The sequence below is a fragment of the Methylobacterium sp. FW102-HT35C08 genome (assembly GCF_058790235.1).
In genome coordinates this window covers 1038507-1058060 of record NZ_JBYTCL010000002.1, presented here as the reverse complement: position 1 = coordinate 1058060, position 19554 = coordinate 1038507, and the positions used below count along the sequence as shown (strand labels likewise).

Genomic DNA, 19554 nt, shown 5'->3' with positions numbered 1-19554 from the left:
GACCGGACCGTCATGATCATCAGCCGAACACCCCTGCGCATGAGTTTTGTCGGCGGCGGCAGCGACCTGCCGGACTTCTACCGTCGGCACGGGGGGGCCGTCCTAAGTACGGCCATCGACAAGTACGTGTACGTCAACATCAATCGCAAATTCGATGGTGGTATTCGCCTCGCCTACTCGAAGACGGAGGAGGTCGAGTCCGTCGATCAGATCGAGCACCGTCTCGTGCGCGCGGCGTTCGACTGCCTCAACATCACCGGCGGGGTTGAGATCACGACAATTGCCGACATACCGTCGCGGGGAACCGGGCTTGGCTCCTCGAGCTCCTTTACCGTCGGACTTCTGAACGCAGTCAGTGCCTACCTGGGTAGGCATATCTCGCCCGACGACCTCGGGCGGCTAAGTTCAGAGATCGAGATTGAGCGCTGCGGCGAACCGATCGGCAAGCAGGACCAGTACGCGGCCGCTTACGGCGGCTTGAACCTCATCGAATTCAAGGCCGACGACAGCGTGCTCGTGACGCCGATTATCATGCCTGCCGCGCAGAGGAAGGCCCTCGAGCAACGCATCGTCGTATTCTACACCGGCATCACCCGCAGCGCCTCGGGTATCCTCAAGGAGCAGTCGCAGGCTGTGGTGAGCGATCAGGCCAAGCGCGGAGCCCTGATTCGCATGGTCGAGCTTACCTATCAGCTGCGCGATGAATTGCAGCGTGGCAGCCTCGACGCTTTCGGAGAGATCCTAGACGACAACTGGAACCTGAAGCGAACGCTCGCCAGCGGCGTCAGCTCGGCGGAGATCGACGAGTGGTATGCACTGGGAAAGCAAGCCGGCGCAATCGGTGGCAAAATACTCGGCGCAGGCTCCGGAGGTTTTCTGATGTTCTACGCGCCCGAGGATCGTCACCCAGCTATTATCGAAGCTTTAGGCCATTTACGTCAAGTCAAGTTCGGCTTCGAGCAGTTGGGAAGTCGAATTATATTCTACAATCCTAATATGGAAGCCGCGTGACCGCGGAGAATTTCGAGTGCGGCGCTCAATAATATGGTGCACTGAAGGTCTTAATCCACGGAAAAGGTCAGTCCTGCTTCATGCGGTGGCGCCAGATACAAGCCATCGAACAAATTCTACTTCAGAGGTATCGGTTTGAACCTGAGGCAACGCTGCAAAGCGTCTTGTATTCCGAGGCTGCCTGGGGCGGACATCGCGCCTATGAATTGAGAAGTGAGACGACGCGGCTGTGGCCAAACGGATGCCTTGATTGGCCGCCAAACGTGCGCGCTCTGACGCGCAGAGACGAGTTGTGCAGAGCCCCGCGCTCCGGACAACTCCGCACCCCAAACAGGAATTCTAGGATGAGCCAGCACCACACCGCGGTCGTGAGCCCCTTCGCATCCGCCTATCTCGAGCGACTGACCAAGGTACTGGGCGAGCTGAACTCTCAGGATATCGATCGCGCGATCGATGTCATCCGTCAGGTGTGGCATGCAGGCGGTCAGATTATCACCCTGGGCAATGGAGGCAGTGCCATCACGGCGCTCCACTTCGCGACCGACTGGAGCAAAGGCGTGTTTGAGGCAACGCGTCGGCCATTCCGCGGGCGAAGCCTCATCGACAACATGGGCATCGTGACGGCTTATTCGAACGACGTGTCTTATGCCGACGTGTTCGCGGAACAGCTCCGCAACATCGCCACGCCCCAGGATCTCATCGTCGCCATATCGGGAAGCGGCAACTCGGAGAACGTCGTTCGCGCCGTGAGCTACGCGAACGAGATCGGTTGCGAGACGATTGGCCTCGTGGGCTACTCTGGGGGCAAGTTGAAGTCGCTTGCCAAGCATGTTGTTTGGGCTAATGTCAACGATATGCAGATCGCTGAAGATGTGCATGCCATTTTCGGGCATATTGTCATGCAGGCTCTCTGTGGAACCGAAAAATAGAAGAGCATTTTAAGCTACGTTGCGCGGGGCAGTGCGAGCTGTTCAGCGCTATTAGACGGGGAATCGCTGATTGGGTTGAAATGTTCTCCAACAGCTCCCGTCTTGGGTGTCCTTTCTTCGGGGACCACATAGTGGGTGCTTTCGAGCGGCTCTCGAGCGACGGCCTTCTTGAAGCTGTCTGTCCGCGTGGCAAGCTGCAATTCTCCGGTGGGATCAGGTGAACATCATTTCAGACATCGCAGCAGGGGATGAGGCGGTCGTTGAAGAGCTCGCAGCCCTTCGGCGTCAGGTTATGGAGCTGAATGCTGATCGCGAGCGCGCGACGCGATCGCTTCAAGATTTGGGGAGGTCGATCGCGGATGTTCGGGCGGCGGAAAAGGACCGGGCTGAGCGAGTCTATCGATCTGCCGCGCGGGCTTTGTTATACGCGCAGGCGTCCGCGAGGGCCGAGACCTGCCGGCGCCTCTCGGCTGAGCTGCAAAAGAGAGCGGGCGCGACCAGCAACAATGGAACAACACGGGGGGCGCCCGTCAATTCCACGGAGGATGTCGATGAACTCGCCGGGTCGCCACTGTTCTCGGCAGAGTATTATCTGAAGGACAATCCTGACGTGGCTGCGACAGGTATGCAGCCTATCGAACATTTTATCCACTACGGCTGGCGAGAGCTGCGGCGGCCTCATCCTCTGTTCGATACGGCATGGTACCTCCAAGCCTACCCGGAAGTGCTCTCGGAAGACATAAACCCACTGCTTCACTACCTCCGCCGAGGCACACGCGAAGATAGGCGGCCCAATCCTGTTTTCGACAGTCGTTGGTATCTCGCAGTCAACACCGACGTGGCGCTGGCCGGCGTCAATCCACTCGCGCATTACATCACGGACGGCGCTGCAGAACAAAGATATCCGCATCCGCTTTTTGATGCTGGCTGGTACGCCCGCACATACGATGTGGATGTGGACGTACCTTGGAGACCTCTCGCCCATTTCCTCGAACAGGGCCTCGACGGCGGATTGAAGCCGAGCGAGAGCCTTGATCCACTGCAGGACATCGCGAGATCCATCGGACAAACGGATGGGTCGACGGATGCGCTGGCTCGCTGTGTCGAGACACACGTCGTCAGTTGGCTTCACCGTACCCAGCAAGCCGCAACCACGGACAGCTCAGCCGTCCCGTCTCCATGCGCTGACGACCTTGCCAGTTTTTTTCCGGCTCTTTCGCGTCAGGGACAGGGTCCGGAGCAACGTCAATCAGAAGCGCTACGCTTCGGCAAAATCGGGTATGTCGGCCTCGGAAACGGCAACCCCAGCTTTCCATATCGTGTGACGCAGAAGGCCGAAGTCCTGACGGAGCTCGGGTATTCCGTCCACTGCATTGATGTTGCTCAGCTAGTTAAAAACAAGCCTTTGCTAAAGACGTTAGACATTGTCGTCTTTGCGCGGGTTGATTATGCTGCAGTCCAGTGGGCGATCGAGCTCTGCCGGGCGAGTGGCTGTATTATTGCATTCGATATCGACGACTACGTCTTCGATCCAGCTGTCGCCAATCCCAACTACGTCGACGGGTTGCGAGAAATACCAGCCAAGGATCATGGTGAGTATTATTACGGAGTGCTCGCTTACAGGAAAATGATCCTGTGCTGCGACGTGACCTTCGTCACGACGGAGAAGCTTCGCCGCGCCGTTGCGCAACTTGGGAAACCCGCAATCATCTTGCCGAACTCTGCAAGCGCGCAGACTGTCGCGGTCTCCGAGGTGGCGCGGCTGGACCGGGAAGAGCGCCTGCCGTCTCAGTCCGTCGTGATCGGGTTTGCCAGCGGGACCAAGACTCACCAACGCGACTTCCGCGTAGCCCTCCCGGGGATCGTCCACGCCCTCGCAACTTTCCCTGAGGCGCGGCTCAAGGTAGTCGGCCAGTTCGACCTCCAGGAATTTCCGGAGTTGTCCCCCTATAAGCTCCGCATCGTTCAAGCGCCGCTCGTGCCGCCGAGCCAGTTGCCGAGTGAATACGCGTCATTCGACATCAATATTGCCCCGCTTGAGGTTGGCAACCCGTATTGCGAAGCAAAGAGTGCGCTGAAGCACCTTGAGGCGGCGCTGGTCGGGGTCCCGACTATAGCCAGCGCGACAGAACCATTCCGGAGAGCGGTAAAGGACGGTGTCACCGGGCTCCTTGCGAGGACGCAGGACGAGTGGGCCGATGGGTTGGCACTGCTCATCTCCAACAGGCGAAAGGCTGCTGCGATGGCGGAGGCGGCGCGCCAAGAAGTTTTGCACATTCTTAGGAGACGGCACGACGCGATCGTCGGAGATGTGTTCGCAAATTTGATTGCCGCCCGCTTACGAGGCGACCTGAATCTCCCGAGCCGACTTTTTGATGATGTCGAGCAGGACGGCGAAGAGGTTGATGCGACGGTCGGGCGCCGACTGCTCAAGATCGGCTGGGTGATTCCCGGTCTGATCATCGGGGGCGGTGGTCATCGCAATATATTGCGGGCAGCTCACCACCTCCAATCGTTCGGACATGACGTTGGTCTGTACTTCTGCTGGACGAATCAAAATCCCGACGAACTCCGTGAGCTTGTCCATAAACACTTCTATCCCTTTGAGGGCCGAGTTGCCATAGCCGGCGATGAGTTTTCAGGTTATGACGATGTTGTCTTTGCTACCCATAATGGTACAGTCGATTTGGCCGTCCGTATGACCGACGTAGATGCTCAGACCTTTTATTTTGTTCAAGACTTTGAGCCGTTGTTCACTCCCATGAGCTCGGACTATATCAGAGCCGAAAATACCTATCGGCGCGGATTGTATGCTATCACATCGGGCCCTTGGTGTGCCAAAGTTCTTCGACGTTCGTTCGGAATGCAGGCGGATTTCTTCCGATTCCCCGTTGACAGGGCGATATATTATCCGCGCCCGGACGTGGTCGAATCGAACCGGATCATCTTCTTCGCGAAGCCCGATATGCCGCGGCGGTGTTTCGAATTGGGGGCGGAGGCGCTCCGGCATGTTCATAGTTTGCGCCCGGACATTGAAATCGTGTTTTTCGGCGGCCGCGGTGCTGCGAAGTTGGTCGATTACCCGGTGCAAGGCATGGATATCGTCCCGACTATCGATGACCTCGCCGTCCTCTATGCGTCGGCGAAGGTTGGCGTGGCGTTCTCGACGACGAACCCCAGTCTGATCCCTTACGAAATGATGGCGTGTGGTCTGCCGGTTGTCGATCTCGATCGAAATGACAACGACGCGAACTACGACGATCGACGCGACATCGCCTTTCTGGCAGATCCGGAACCTGCGATCATGGCCCGTCAGATCATCGCGCTCTACGACAACGAGAGTGAGCGACAGAAACGGTCGCAGAACGGCTTGGCTTTCGTGGCGAAGTTCCCGTCCGAGTTAGAGATGGCTCACAGGGTCGATCAGCTGATCGCCGCGCGCCTGCAAGCCGTGTCACACGGCCGACGTTCATCGGAGTAAGCTGAATGTAGATGGCGGGCCTGGACGGGTGGTCCGCTTCCAGCCTTCGTGTTGATCTGACGGGTTCCGCTAGCGGGCCCGATCGCGCTCGACCTTGAAGGACCGCTTGGCTGTGCGACCCGCCGTTGCGGGCGACCTCGAGCCCGTAACGGCGGCCCGGCCGGTACGGGCTACCAAGCCGCCAGTGCGGCCCGTTTCCACGTATTTGGGGCGACGCAGCGGTATTCATAGTTAGCGTCCCAGGCGTGCTGACCGGCGATGCACGGCGCGTGCGCGGAACTCGGTGGGGCACCCCCCTCCTCGCGAAGCGACCCAGACAGGCGCAGATTTCCGGCCGGATCGAACGCTGCCACGGTCTTCGTGTCGGCGTTATCTCGCACCGATACGCCGCGCGTGCCCCCGATCACCCGGAGATTGTTCGCGTCATCATTGACGATCCGTGCCCCAGCCGTGCCATCCCGTCCGCTGAACTGGATCGCGTGTCCGTTCGAAAGTACGATCGGTGCGTTCCCGGCATAGGCTGCCGCGCCGCTGTTGACGAGCGAGCCCATCCGCGTGCCTGCTATCCCGAACAGCCCTGCACCGGAGGCCGCAACACCGCCGATACCGATGCCGTTGTTGAATGTCCCGCCCCCTACACCGCCGAGCTGGATGGCGGGGCCCGGTATGGGGCTGTTGAACGCGTTGATGGCCAGCCCCATGGAGTTGGACGAGGGAACGACTCCGGCGGCTGGTTCGACATCAAGCTCGAGGGCCACGAGCTTAGGAACCTTCACGCCTGGATCGGTTCGGGCGATGAAGTTCGCTCCGAACACGGTGGCACCGTTGGCGCCCGCCACGGTGCTGGAGGTGAGACCGACGACGTCGGAGGATGCGCCCGCGTTGTGCGCCTTCACGAAGAGCGTCGAAAGAGGGGATGGCTTCCCCGGTGCAGGAATGGTCTGCGCATCGAAGCTCTTGCCGAGGCCGAGGAAGGCGTAGGTTTTGCCCGGCCAGATCCCGCCCTCGCTCGCGACCGGGTTGGTGCCGTCCTCGAGAAGCCAGTCCACGCGCATGGTACGCCCTGCCGTCGCCGTTTGCGGCCCGCGCGTGAGGCTGCCGGGCAAGGTCGGCAGAGTGAACGATGGAGCTCCTCGGCGTTCCCCACCGAGATCCGATGAGGTGGCATCCAGGGCCAGCGCAGAGCCGCCGTGCAGGATAGCGGCTGTTAGCGGGATGATCAGAGCGGTTCGCATGGCACCACGTCGACAACTATGGAGGGATCAGGACCTATCGCGGACGCTTCAACGGCGTAAGGGAGAGATTTGGGCTGGGGCTGTGCCAGTCGCACTTAGCGGCGCGGGCATTCGTCCGACTGGCGCGGTGGTCCGGCCATTAAGGGACCAAAACGCTCTCCGCCGAGAGGGTTGCTGGCTCTGCAAATGAGCGAGCACAAGCAAATACACAGTGCATTTTCGATGATCCGACGATCATGGAGGATGCAAACAACGAGCCGTTGAGTTGCGTTGAAGGGGGCTTAACTTGTCGATGCAGACGCATCGCCAACTCCGCCGCGGAAGAATGGGTTTGTCGAGTACTTCAACGCGAGGCTGCACGACGGAACTGAGCGGCGAGACCTGCTCAGCCTGCACAGCGCTCTCGGCTACCGCCCACCGACTCGACCATGCGCGGGTTCAGCGTCATCGCTCGGCTGATTGCAATGGCCAAACCGCTCCGTCCGCCAAGCCATACTTGGCCAGGAGGCCGACCCCGCACGGCTTCAACATTGGATTACCGCCTTAAAGCCGATCAGCATGGCTGAGTCGCATCCAGGAAAATGGCTTCGCGTATCAGCGGACCGAGTTCTGCTTAAGTTATCGTTATCGTGAAGCCCCTGAGCAACTGCGCCTTAAGTCCGAAAAATCGAAAAACAGCCGAAACGGTCTGGCCGGGATAGTTCTCCAACGGCTGTTGCTTCAACGCTGAATGCTGTGATCGGAGGATGTCCGTCCTGACCAGAGCCGCATAATTCAGAGGATCTTCATCGACGCGCTCCGCAACCACAAGGTGGGATTCGATCGATAGCGCGCCGCGGGGATCGCCCGACTTTTCCGGATATGGAACTTGATAGTAGCGGGCGCTATCCCGTAGGACGCCCGTAGCAAGCTCGGCAACTTCGGCGGTCTGGGCATGAGACAACATCATGGCCACGGCGGCGTCGCTCAGGAATACCGCGCGACTCAGAAGCAGAACTTGTTGTCCCCGCGCGATTTCAGCTGCTTTCGTCAAGGAATCGGCAGGACCGGCCGTCGGGGGCATCCGGTGGAAAGCGCAGCCATTCAGCATGTTCGAAAGATATAGCGTGTCATCATTCGATCCATAGTCTAGGACGATGATCTCGACGTCCCGGTAAACTTCTGAGACGGCCACTCTTTGCATCAATGCGTATATAAATTCAGCCTTGTTGTGCGTAGAAATCACTATCGATAATATTGGGGCGTCAGATTTATTGATGTATATTTTAGATCCTGAAGCAAAAAACTGGTGCAGGTTGTAGAGTGCCGAGCGCTGCGAGATCAGCCCGCGGGAAAATTCGTAGAAATCATCATTTTGTGAAAACAAACACGTCTCGGCTAAGGAAAGATCTGCCTGACGCGTGTCGTAGCCGAGTTGATTAAGATGTTCTCTCCAGCCGATAATGTCGAAGTTGGTGATGCAGCGATTAAACAGAGAAGCTTTTACATATGGCAGACCGTCAAGTGTGAGCTCGCGCCATTTTTCAAGCGTATAATTAGCTGTGTTCGCAGATTTATGCAAAGCCTCGCACGCGAGGGCGTGACTTTGCATTAACCGGGCGAACTGTGTCTCGTATGCGTGAATGACATCGTTCTTGTGCTTGAACGAAACAATATCATTCACAAAATTTCGAAACGCTGGCGCGCAGAGCGCCCTATCCTTAAGTGCCAAAAAATAGCTCTGAAGATGCCACCCAAACTGGTAGTTGTCAGTCAGCCCAATAATGTCGGCCTCGGATTCGGCGATACGATCTAATATTTTTTGAAATGACACTTGTGTAAATGGCCCAAAGATACTATCGTTTGCAAGGAAAACTGCTTTTTTAGAATAAAGTACACGATTTACACGAAAAATATGAGACCAAGCGGCAAAATCATAACCTTTGTTTTCCCGTTTGTAAATCACATCTGCCAATTCAGAGATAGGATTATCGATCTGAGTTGTAGAGCTGTTGCTGGCAACGATCAGAATGATACTGATTGAGGCATCTTTGTAAGCTCTCAGATGCGCTTCAACGTGAGGCTTGACCTTCGTTCCGGGCGCATGTGTCACGAACAGCACGACGCGGTCAGATAATGTTCCTGCTTTCAACAGCTCTAATGCGGCCCGCTCGACCGGCTCGTGCGCCGGGAGGACGGACGCATTAGGCTTTCTCCCGGAGATGATTCCGTATTTTATGAAATGCTCGATCGGCGACAATCCCGAGCTAGCCACATCACCGTAATGATCAGCATACCAATGGGCGTCGAACACCCCCTTCCAAACAGCCCTGTCTTCTGCGGAAGTATTGGGCGCTCGGCCTTGATAGACACCCAGCCTTAGGTAGTGCTCGAGCGGGGTCAAGCCAGACGCGCCGATATCGGCATATCTTGCGGTGTACCATTCGGCATCAAACCAGCCTCGCCACTTGGACCGAGACTCGGAGCGTTCATTCGGACTGCGCCGTTCTTTATGGCCGTACGTCAGAAAATGATTCAGCGGCTTCATGCCGCTTTCGGCGACGTCGCGATTGCGGCAGAGATACCAAATTGGATCAAAGATCTCGGTCAGCTCCGCCCGTTCCTGCGCATCGGCGTTTGGAAAATACTGATGTCGTTTCCCAAAAACTAGGTAATGCGAAATCGGGTCGTCGTTCTGATCGAGAATATCTGCATAGAAGGCAGTGTACCAGGAAGAGTCGAATGCGTCATCCTTCAATATGTCCTCAGCCCTCGCATTAGGGGCGCGACCTTCTTTTTGCCCGTAAGCCGTAAAATGGTCTGATGCGGTCATCCCACTACTCGCAACATCTTGGTAGCGGCTCAGATACCAGATGGGATCGAGATCGGTTATGCCGTATTCGTTCATTGCGCTGGCCACTCTAGACATTCAATATGCACAATCCTGCGCCTGTATATTTTGTGAAGACATGAAATGCAAAATTCAGCTTTGTGCATAAAATAGTCCAAGCATGTTTCTAATATCAAAACTCGTTGATTTGACCTGTGAAGCTGCGCCACCTTCGATTTCCGGTCACGTCTCGGAGAATGACGAGCCGCCGTTCCCCTGTCCTGTGTGCCCGGATGCTTCATGGCTTGCGCGGATCAGCCTCTTCCCGTCAGGACGTCAAGGCCGCGTAGGACGAGTGTGGGAGCCACCACGTAATTGGCATGAAAGGCGTGCACGTCCGCGCCGGCGACGGTCTTGCCGCGAATGAAGAGCACTTCGGCTCCGCTTGACCGGATCATACTGGTATAACCGCGGAAATTAAACGACCGGTCCTCATGAATTAGCGCAATGACGCGAGCATTGGGATGACAGAAGATGCAGTTGGTGAGCGCGGAACTCGCTGAGCCGACGACGATGTCGGCTGTGTGATAGATCGCGACTTGCTCGGCGAACGACAGTTTCTCGGGGTAGACCACCTCGAAGCCCTGCCGTGTCAGAGTCTCGATGATTTCCGCCTCATTGAGGAGCTGGCGCTGGACGAAACCGCGCCGCGACAAGAATATTCGGCGGCCGGTTGAGCGCAGGTCGACGCCGCTCGTGGCGAGCCGCTCCAGCACCTTGCCGCGCATGGCGCCGAGGACGTCCGAGGGCCACACGGCGTCGTAGACCGCCCGCCCCGGTTTGCTGTCGAATGGAAAGAATGTTGGGACTGGAGCGATGCCGAGTTCCCTGAAACGCGTCGCCTGCGCGGGCAACGGCAGGATCGGCCTGTCCCGCTCGTCGAGCAGCTCGACGATCTGTCGATGGGTTTCCGGCATATGATCGTCAATGCAGATCGGAAATCCCGACGGACACGCTCGGTCGTTGAACCACTGCATGCGCGGCACGAACTCGAGAAGCCAGTGTCCGTAGTTCTTGCTCTGAAGCCCGAACATCATCAGCCCGGCATTCAGCGTTCGCGTCTCGGCCGGTTCCTCAACCAGGGCACGCTTGGTGCCGTAGACCGCCATCATAATCTGGTCGGGATTCACGCCGTCCTTGATGTCCGCGACGCCGCTGTCTGGATGTGCGGCGAGGTCGTAGATCAGGCGGTTCCCTTGAAGTACGAGGTTGCTGCGCGGGAAGGTGAGGCAATCCTTGAACCTGGCGACGTATTGCGGCGGCGCGTCCAGGGTGCCGCAATCCGAGGTCAGCGCGACCGGACCTTCGAGGAAGCTGATCTCGGGCTCGGTGATCCGGCGGGCGCCGAGCACCTCGTGATAGCTCCCCTCCCCTTCGGCGGCTTGGCGCGCGGAGACGATGTCGTAGATCCGCAGCGGCCCGAGCCCGAGGACGTCCCGCGTCCGCTCGTTTAGCTCTCGCGCTTCCTCGTACCGGCCCTCCTCCGCCAGGGCCGTCAGCTGCAGCCGGCGCAGGTTGAAGATCTTCCGCTCCAAGGTGTCGCCGTCGACCGTCAGCGCTTGCCCGCCCAGCTGGTCCCGAGCCACCCGCGCGAGGAGGTAGCTGCGCACCGCGCCCTCAGCGTCGCCAGCGAGCTCGTAATCCCAGGCGATGTGGACGAGCGACGGGTCGTTTTGGCTCCGGTCCCCGGCGGCTGCCTTGGCTTCCCGCAACGCTTCGAGGAGCCCGTCCACGCCGTCGAACGCCTTGCGCCTGCACAGGTCCAGGATGCCCGTCCGGATCGCGGCGAGACGATACTGCGCGGCTTGCGAGGGCGTGACCCGAGCGGCCAGGTCATAGGCGCGGGCGGCGAGGTCGAGCCTGTTCTCGCCCTGGAACCGGAAGGCCAGGGTCGCGAGATGCTGGGCGGCGATCTCCGGCCGCCCCGTCGCCAGTGCCGCAAGCTCGCCCTCGAGCGCGTCCAGCGCGGCGGCGCCGTTCGACCGGTTGGCCTGCGTCACGATCTGCCGGAAATCGCCCTGCATCGTCCTCGACCGCTCCCCACGACCCCGCTCGCTGCGCCTCAGCGGGCCGCCAAGGACCGTTCCACGCTGCCGCATACCGCGCCGATCTGCTCCGGCGTGATCGCCGGGAAGAACGGCACGCCGATCGCACTCGCGGACACCTCCGCTGTCCGCGCGAGGCCGTCATGGCGGCAGGTCGCGAAGGCGGGATGCGCCTGGCAGCCAGTCCCGTACCAGCGCCGCCACTGAATCCCGTCCGCGTCGAAGCCCGCCGTGACCGCCTCAGCGGAGGCGGGCTCGAACAGCGCGCTGATCGTCATGGTCAGCCACTCCCGGCCGAAGCCCGGCTGCATGCGCACGCCGATCCGTTCGAAGCCCGCGACATAAGCGAGCGACGCGGCCCGCAATTGCCGGATGCGCGCCTCGAGGCCGTCGAATACCGCCAGTCCGACGGCGGCGGCGTATTCGGAGATCCTGTAATTGCCGCCCCGCACCTCCGAGACGCGGCTGCTGGCCGAGAAGCCGAAGCCGGTCATGGCGGTGGTCTGGGCCACAAGATCGGAGTCGGTGGTGAGGATCGCCCCTCCCTCCCCGATCCCGAGCGCCTTCGTGGCATGCAGGCTGACGCAGATCGGCTGCCCCCCCACGCGGCGGAGGTTAAGCGAAGCGGCCGCGGCGTCGAACACCACCGGGATGCCATGCGCTGCCTCGAAGGCTTCCCAGGCCTCCACGTCGATCGGCGCGCCGTAGGGGCTCACCACCACGACGGCGGCGACGTCGCCCTCGGCTGAGGCGATGGCCTGCGCGGCAATCGCGGGGGTCAGCGATAGCGTTCCGGGATCGACATCCGCGAAGTACGGCTCCAGGCCGACATTGACCGCCGCATGCGCGGTGGCGACGAACGTGTAGGCGGGCATCAGGCAGAGCCGACCCGTCCGCCCGGCAATCCGGTAGCGCAGGGCGAGCTCAATGGCCGTGGTGCCGCTGCCGGTGATCGTCGCCGCCACCGGTGCGCCGCCGGCACGCTCCGACACGAAGCGGCAGAGCCGGTCGGTGAACTCGCGGGAGAGCGGCCCGTAATTGCTATAGATGTGCTTTTGATCGATCCGGCGCAGATACGGGACGATCGCATCCGTCTCCGGCAGGCTTGGAATGAGCACGGGGATCATTGTCGAGACACGTCCTGACTGTCGGCCGCACCACCCTCATGCGCACGCCCGGTGACGGCGTCCGCTATACATGGCCGGGCAGGTGCGCAAAAGGTACCGACCCGAGCCTGTGCGGTCGGCCGCCGCTCTGCCGCTAGCTGCGCCGCAAGGGCCGCGCTGGATTGCCGAACACCGTCTGGCCCGGCGCCACGTTCCGGATCACCACGGCGCCGGCGCCGACCACGGCATGCGCGCCAATACGGATCCGCGGGATTACGCAGGCGCCGGTTCCGAGGAAAGCACCCTCCTCCACACGGACATGACCGGCCAAGTGGACCCCTGGGCTTAGCGTCGCGAAATCATCAAGGACGTCGTCGTGGGCGACCGTGCAGCCTGGATTGATGAGAACGTGCTCGCCAAGCTGCGCATCCGCAGTGATCGAGGAATGGCCGAGGATCACCGCGCCCACACCGATCCGGCTGCTCGCCCCGACCAGAACGCCGGGATCGATGATCGAGGTAAACTGTGCGCGGATCTCTGCCCGCAGATGCGCGACCGCTCGGGCCCGAGGCCCGGGCTCGCCGAGGGCGACGACGAAGCGCAGGCTGTCGTCGCCCGCGAAGCTGCGCACATCCCGCACCACGGGCCGGCCCCGGAACGTATCCGGTGCGTCGATCCCGGGATCGACGATGCTCGCATGTAGGTCGATCGCCGTCCCCTTCGCGTTGAGGCGTCCCAGGGCATCGACGATTTCGCGCGCGAGCGCGCCCGCGCCGTACAGGACGAGGCGGGTCGTCATCGCGCCGAAAACCGCGACCCGGTCCGGCTGAGGTTCCGTCCCGATTTCGGCGTGTCGCTCCGGTCATCGTCCATGCGCAGGGTCCCTGCCTGTCCAGTGCCCTGCCCTACACGAGACCGCGGGCGCCCTCCAGCGCCCGGGATGCCTCGTCACAGAGCGCGTGTTCCATTACACCGCCCGCGACGGGGCGCCGGCCGGCGAACGCGCCGGAGAGTGGATGCGCATCAGCGCGGGACGGACATGAGGCCGACGCAGAAATTCATCGACCTGATCCGGACGGTCAATCGCGACAATGCTCTGGACGTCATTGGACAGCTCCGGGGCCTCATCGCCGCCGAGGATCGCGCAGATCCCAGGCTGGGGGCCATGCGCCGGCACCTCGAGACTCTCGCGTTCCGGCTGGAGGGCAGCGACCGCCTGGGTGGTGCCGCGGAGACCTACGATCTGATTGGTGCGATCACCACGGATGACCGGGAGCGCTGGTTGAGGCGTGCCGCGCTCGCGCGCCTGCGCGACCTGTGCGGGCGCGGCCAGTTTGAAGAGGCCAGCGCCGCCATCGCACGCCTCCGGGCCGAAGGCGCAGCACCCGCGCTCGTCCAGGACGGCGTCGCGACCTTGCTTCAGCTCGCGTGGGCGTTCGAGTGCAGTGGCGAGGCCGAGGCCTGCGTCCAATGCTATCGGCTGGCTTTCGAGCTGAACGGCGGCGATGACGGGATCACCACCGCCGACGGTGATGCCATCAGCGGCAAAGTCAAGAAATTGCGCCGGCTGCAATTCGATGCGCTGCTCGAGGACGGAAACTTCGCCGCGGCGATCGCGCTACACGGACAGACGCGCCACGTCACGGCTTCGGGTCCCTTCGTTGCCTACGATGTGGTGACCGTCGAGGCGCTCGCCGCCGAGGGCGGCGCCACCTACACCGAGCTTGTGCCGCCGCGCCGCATCCCGGCGCCCGAGCTTCGGTTCTTCGAACCGTGCCCTCCCCTCACCTCGGCACCGGGCGACCTCGATATCCCGGCCCAGTACCTCGCCTTCGTACGGGGATGCCGCGCGTTTCCGCGGAGTAACGTCGTCATCAAGGATGACAAGCTCGTCTACGACTTGGCCGCCCATCCCCGACGGGGCGACATTCTGGTGCAGGACGGCGTCAATCAGGATCAGATGTTTATGGCCGCCTTCGGCGCCACGCGTGCCGTTGTGGAAGTGCCCGAGACGGTGGCGACCGTCGAGGCCGGGCTGATGATGTTCGGCATGCAGAGCCGGAACTACGGGCACTGGTTTTGCGAATTCGTGCCGCGGATGCTGGCCTACAACGACCCACGCTGCCCGGATGGGCTCCCGCTCTGCATCGACGATCACATGCCGGCCTCCCACGCGGAGATCCTACGCCTGCTCGATACGCGCGATCGTCCCGTAATCACGCTGCCGCCCAGGCCGGTCGCGTTCGAGCTCCTCGGCATGGCGCCGGTGCCGGCCTTCTTCCCCTTCGACATGAAGCCCGGACGCCCGTTCTACGACACGATCTGGCCGGCCGACGTCTTCGCAGCGGTGCGCCAACTGATCCTGGACCGCGCCCAAGCGCGCGGGATCCTCTCGGGCCGGACCGACCGGCGCCTGTTCATCTCCCGCAAGGCCTTCACCCAGCGCGCCCTGATCAACGAGGCGGAGATCGCCGAGCGGCTGCGCCCCCTGGGCTTCGAGGTGATCTACCCGGAGACGATGTCGTTCCTCGAGCAGGTCGAGGCCTTCCATTCGGCCGCCCTGGTGGTCGGCTCGTCGAGCTCGGCGCTCAGCAACGCCCTGTTCTGCAGGCCCGGGTGCCGGATCCTCGGCCTGATCCACGAAGAGCTGTCCTTCAACTTCCGGGGCTATACGAGCTTCATCGAGGCCGGCGGCGCGCGGATCCTGTTCCTGCGCGGGCGCACGCTCCCGCGCCCCGGCGTGCACGCCTTCCACGTGAGCTATACGGTCGATCCCGGACAGGTTGTGGCCGCCGTCGCGGCGCTGGAGACCGAGGTCGCCACCGGGCTGCCGGCCGGATTTGCGGTCCAGGCTGCGGACGACCGGCCGATCCGGGTGCCGGATCGCGACCCGTCCCGGTCCCAGACGGCTGGGACGGCGGGGGCCGGGCGCATCGATCCCGACCGGCTCGCGCGCGTCAGGACGTTGGCGGCCGGCCGGCATGCGAGCGCGGAGGCGGGCCTGTGCGCCCTCGAGGCGGTGGCCTACGTCGCGGGCGAGCCCCACTCGGATCAGCCGGCCTGCGCGTCGCCGAGCCTCGCCGCCTTCATCCGGACCTGGAGCGACCGCCTGCCTCAGGACGCGCGCGACGCCCTGATCCTCCCTCTCGTCCCGCGCCTCGTCGGCACGCGCGGCTCGGAGGCGTTGGAGCGCCGGCGCGTCGCCCTGGTCGTGGATTGGCTGGTCCGCACCCACGTGCCGGCGTGGTTCCGCCTCGCCAAGCTGAACGTCGAGGCGGACGAACTAGCCGACAGGCCGGCGCTCGGGGACGTCGCTGATCTGACCGCCTGGTGCGATCACCTGAAACGGGCGCGCAAGCGGGCGGCGGTCGCGAATCCCACCCTGCGCCAGACCGGGGCCGGGGTCCGGGCCGCGGCCTGGGACGCGACCCATCAGGCCGCATGGGCCGTCATCCGGGACGATCTGGACGCCGCCGGCCTGCGGATCCTCGCGGCCGGCTGGGACGCGGCCTACTCAGCCGCCTACGCGGCGGCCCGGGCCTGGGGGAAGGCGCCGCTGGAGCCGACACGGCGCGCACTCCAGGAGTCCGCTCTGGCGCTGGTCGAGCGCATGATCGGACTGCGCGAGGCGGACCTGCTTGGACTGGGTTCGGGTGAAGCGAACCCGTCGTCGGATGCGGCCGCGCACCCGCCGGTCCGCCACGACGCCGAGGCGCGGGCATGAGCGCGGACCGGCAGACCGGGCTGGCGGATCCCGTCGCGTCGAGCCGGCCGACCGTGTCGCTCTCGGGGACCCGCTGCCTCGTGCTTGGCGGCGGCGGATTCCTCGGCCTGAACCTGTGCAACCGTCTCGCGGCGGCGGGCGCTGAGGTCACCTGTTTCAGCCGCAGCCACCCGCAGCCCGAGGTCCTCGACCGGCGCGTGAGCCGGGTCACCGGCCAGTTCGCCGACCGCCTCGCCATCGCCAACGCCGTCGAGCGTCAGGACGTCGTCTTCCACCTGATCGCCGGATCGATCCCGGAGAGCTCGAACCGGGATCCGTCGGCGGAACTCGCGGCCGCGCCGATCGCCACCCTGCACCTGCTCGAGATCTGCCGCTCGGCCCGGATCAAGAAGCTCGTGTTCTCGTCCACCGGCGGCGCGATCTACGGGATCCCCCGCTCCATCCCGATCCCCGAGCAGGCGCCCACCGACCCGATCTCGGCCTACGGCATCAGCAAGCTGATGATCGAGAAGTCGCTCTACCTATACCGCCACCTCCACGGCATCGACTACCAGATCCTCCGGATCGCCAACCCGTATGGCCGGTTCCAGCTCGGCACCAAGCATCAGGGCCTGATCGGGAGCTACATCCACCGCGTCCTCTCGGGCGTGCCGCTGGAGGTCTGGGGGACTGGCGAGGTGGTGCGCGACTTCCTGCATGTCGACGACGTCAGCGACGCGTTCCTCGCCGCCGTCACCTATGAAGGACCGCACAAGATCCTGAATGTCGGCAGCGGCGTGGGCCTGAGCGTCAACCAAGTGATCGCCGAGCTGGAAGCGGCCTTCGGGCTGGACCGCCTGCCCTGCGTCTACAAGCCTAGCCGCGCCGCCGACGTACCGGCCAACGTCCTCGACACCGCGCTGATCCGGTCCGAGTTCGGCTGGCAGCCGCGCGTCGTCCTGCGCGCGGGGCTCATCAGCACGATCGCGTGGATGCGCGCCCATCTGGCCGAGGCGCATCAGGGCGTGCCGTGGCATCCGTCCAGCTCGTGAGGGCTGAAGCGCTTCCGATTGTTAACGCCACGTCGCCCGATCGGCGAACCTGGGATAAGTGGGACCCTTCTCGCGGCTTACACGCGAGTATTCACCTGCATTAACAGCGGCCTTGACCTCAGACCGGCGGCTGCTCAGCCCCTGGCTGTATCTCTGAGTGAGGAAACTAATGACATCGCATTTAACTCACGAAATCGCGACGGACGAGAATTTCAACGAGGCTCGATACCTCGCTGCAAACCCCGACGTAGAAGCCGCTGGGATCCCCGCATGGTTCCATTTTGACAAAGCTGGGCGCAGTGAGGGACGAAAGCAATTCGCCGTAGATACAAGGAATCGCGCCTCAAAGTACGCTCGCTTTAGGCACGTACTTCAAAGCCCTTATGGTGCTATTCACACGGGAACATTCCCGATCGTGACGAGTTCTGCGCACTTCGACCTTGATAGCTATGCCAGCGAGAGCGCAAATTCGAGCCATGGCTGGTTTGACCAAGAAATTATCGCGAATTCGGATAAGCTCTATCTGGATCTTGGGTGCGGCCTTCGAGATAGAACTTTCGATAACTGTCTATATCTTGAAGTTTACAATTCGGCATCGGCCGATCTGATTGTAGAGCCCAGCTGCACGTATCCCATCAAAGACGCAAGTTTTGATGGGGTGGGATGCTTCGCCGTACTTGAGCATACTCGTCAGCCCTGGCTCGTCGTCTCCGAAATATATCGAATGCTTAAGCCGGGCGGTAAAGCGTTCATCGATTGGCCGTTCCTACAGCCGGTTCACGGCTATCCTTCTCACTTTTTCAATGCGACACGCGAAGGCCTCAAAAGCTTGTTTGCAGATAACGGGTTCGAGATCCAGATCTGCGAAACGCAGCCGCATGATCAAGTGTCATACACGGTCCGGTGGATCTTGAGTGTATTGGCAGCTCGGCTGCCTGAGGGCAAAATTCGCTCTGAGTTCGAGGGCATGACAGTACGCGATCTCGTCGCCTTGGAGCCCAGCGGGCTCAGATGGGAGCAGTTTATCAAAGCTCTCGACGACTCGGCCATCGAAGAGCTTGCTTGCGGAAATTTCCTTTTGGCTACGAAACCGGATAGTTGACGGATGAGCCAGCTTCGTTTGCCGAAGTGCAGCTACGAAGCCGGCGCGTCGGAGCGGTTTGCAGAAGCCTAATAGCGCGCAATCTGAACCGCCCGCGTGGTCCAGCTCCCGGCCGAGCGCCCGAGCTACCCGTCTAAGTCAGTGCACTAGCCGGGCAATGTGAGGTGGTGTACGCCGCCGCAACGGCGTCTTTGAGCGCTGCGCGGAGGGTTTGTATAGCCATGACAGACAGCCGGCACGAGAAATATCAGCGCTTTCGCTCAGTGCTGATGGCGCCATATGACAACGATCCTCGCGCAGCTTTTCCAATATTTACGACCAATAGGCACTTCAATCTGGAGGATTATGCATCTGAGAGCGCGAATGGAATTGTGGACTCTTTCAATCATCTCGCTACGGCGCAGCCTGATAAGCTATTCATGGATCTCGGTTGCGGACGTGTGGAGGCGCCACTTGATAATGTTCTCTATGTCGAGGTGTACCCCTCTGTTTCCGCCGATCTAATTGTCGAGCCTAACTGTCGCTATCCGATCAAAGATGAAAGTCTGAGCGGTATTGGCTGTTTTGCAGTTCTTGAACACACCCGTCAACCTTGGCTGGTCGTCCAAGAAATGCGCCGTATGCTCAAGCCAGGCGGCAAGGCGTTCATCGACTGGCCGTTTCTCCAACCAATCCATGGCTACCCGTCTCACTACTTCAATGCTACGCGCGAGGGCCTTACGTCGATCTTTGAAGATAATGGATTCGCTGTGGACAGGGCGTTCACCGGACATCATCAGACCGCGGCCTACACGATAGGTTGGATTTTGGGCTCGTTCGCCCACAATCTACCACCAGATCTGCGCGCAGAATTTCTTGGCATGAGAGTGGAAGAACTGTGCAGCATCCCATATCAAGACCCCCGTTGGTGGCGGTTCATCAATGCTTTGCCGCCGGAGGCTCAGTCAGAGCTGGCCTGCGGTAACATGCTGTTCGCCACGAAAACCTAGGAGCCTGTCCGAGTGATTCCCTCGACGGCGGA

At 61.5% G+C, this 19554-nt stretch carries 12 protein-coding genes; 7 read left to right on the top strand and 5 right to left on the bottom strand.

Annotated elements, in window-relative coordinates:
- Positions 1 to 12: 12 nt before the first annotated feature.
- The 3 genes from AC3WSN_RS05150 to AC3WSN_RS05140 all read left to right on the top strand — a co-directional run bounded on the left by AC3WSN_RS05150 (position 13) and on the right by AC3WSN_RS05140 (position 5421).
- Positions 13 to 1011: a GHMP family kinase ATP-binding protein gene (locus AC3WSN_RS05150; RefSeq protein WP_492536627.1), complete on the top strand. Its 999-nt coding sequence runs from the start codon at positions 13 to 15 to the stop codon at positions 1009 to 1011.
- 344 nt (positions 1012 to 1355) lie between these two features.
- Complete coding sequence (locus AC3WSN_RS05145) at positions 1356 to 1940, top strand: D-sedoheptulose-7-phosphate isomerase (protein ID WP_492536626.1); 585 nt, start codon at positions 1356 to 1358, stop codon at positions 1938 to 1940.
- Positions 1941 to 2157: 217 nt separating this feature from the next.
- Entirely contained in the window at positions 2158 to 5421 is a 3264-nt protein-coding gene (locus tag AC3WSN_RS05140; protein ID WP_492536625.1) for a rhamnosyltransferase WsaF family glycosyltransferase, read from the top strand.
- A gap of 170 nt (positions 5422 to 5591) precedes the next feature.
- On the opposite strand, the gene AC3WSN_RS05135 is transcribed toward AC3WSN_RS05140, so the two are convergent.
- From AC3WSN_RS05135 to AC3WSN_RS05115, 5 genes are all read right to left on the bottom strand, one after another.
- Positions 5592 to 6656, bottom strand: coding sequence for a hypothetical protein (locus AC3WSN_RS05135; protein WP_492536624.1), 1065 nt, complete (start codon positions 6654 to 6656; stop codon positions 5592 to 5594).
- Positions 6657 to 7269: 613 nt separating this feature from the next.
- Positions 7270 to 9555 carry a rhamnan synthesis F family protein gene (locus AC3WSN_RS05130; protein WP_492536623.1) on the bottom strand — a complete coding sequence of 762 codons (2286 nt, stop codon included), beginning with the start codon at positions 9553 to 9555 and terminating at the stop codon, positions 7270 to 7272.
- A 224-nt stretch (positions 9556 to 9779) separates the two neighbouring features.
- A complete protein-coding gene (locus AC3WSN_RS05125; protein ID WP_492536622.1) occupies positions 9780 to 11549 on the bottom strand; it encodes a glycosyltransferase family 61 protein in 1770 nt (589 codons plus the stop codon).
- 38 nt (positions 11550 to 11587) lie between these two features.
- Complete coding sequence (locus AC3WSN_RS05120; RefSeq protein WP_492536621.1) at positions 11588 to 12697, bottom strand: DegT/DnrJ/EryC1/StrS family aminotransferase; 1110 nt, start codon at positions 12695 to 12697, stop codon at positions 11588 to 11590.
- Positions 12698 to 12830: 133 nt separating this feature from the next.
- Complete coding sequence (locus AC3WSN_RS05115; RefSeq protein ID WP_492536620.1) at positions 12831 to 13475, bottom strand: NeuD/PglB/VioB family sugar acetyltransferase; 645 nt, start codon at positions 13473 to 13475, stop codon at positions 12831 to 12833.
- A 240-nt stretch (positions 13476 to 13715) separates the two neighbouring features.
- Here AC3WSN_RS05115 and AC3WSN_RS05110 point away from each other — a divergent pair, with 240 nt between their 5' ends.
- The 4 genes from AC3WSN_RS05110 to AC3WSN_RS05095 all read left to right on the top strand — a co-directional run bounded on the left by AC3WSN_RS05110 (position 13716) and on the right by AC3WSN_RS05095 (position 19522).
- Positions 13716 to 16400 carry a glycosyltransferase family 61 protein gene (locus AC3WSN_RS05110; RefSeq protein WP_492536619.1) on the top strand — a complete coding sequence of 895 codons (2685 nt, stop codon included), beginning with the start codon at positions 13716 to 13718 and terminating at the stop codon, positions 16398 to 16400.
- Positions 16397 to 17431 carry an NAD-dependent epimerase/dehydratase family protein gene (locus AC3WSN_RS05105; RefSeq protein ID WP_492536618.1) on the top strand — a complete coding sequence of 345 codons (1035 nt, stop codon included), beginning with the start codon at positions 16397 to 16399 and terminating at the stop codon, positions 17429 to 17431. The genes AC3WSN_RS05110 and AC3WSN_RS05105 overlap by 4 nt, the downstream gene beginning before the upstream one ends.
- A 169-nt stretch (positions 17432 to 17600) precedes the next feature.
- On the top strand, positions 17601 to 18533 hold the full coding sequence (locus tag AC3WSN_RS05100) for a class I SAM-dependent methyltransferase (protein WP_492536617.1): 933 nt from the start codon (positions 17601 to 17603) through the stop codon (positions 18531 to 18533).
- A 221-nt stretch (positions 18534 to 18754) separates the two neighbouring features.
- Positions 18755 to 19522, top strand: coding sequence for a class I SAM-dependent methyltransferase (locus AC3WSN_RS05095; protein ID WP_492536616.1), 768 nt, complete (start codon positions 18755 to 18757; stop codon positions 19520 to 19522).
- Positions 19523 to 19554: the final 32 nt, after the last annotated feature.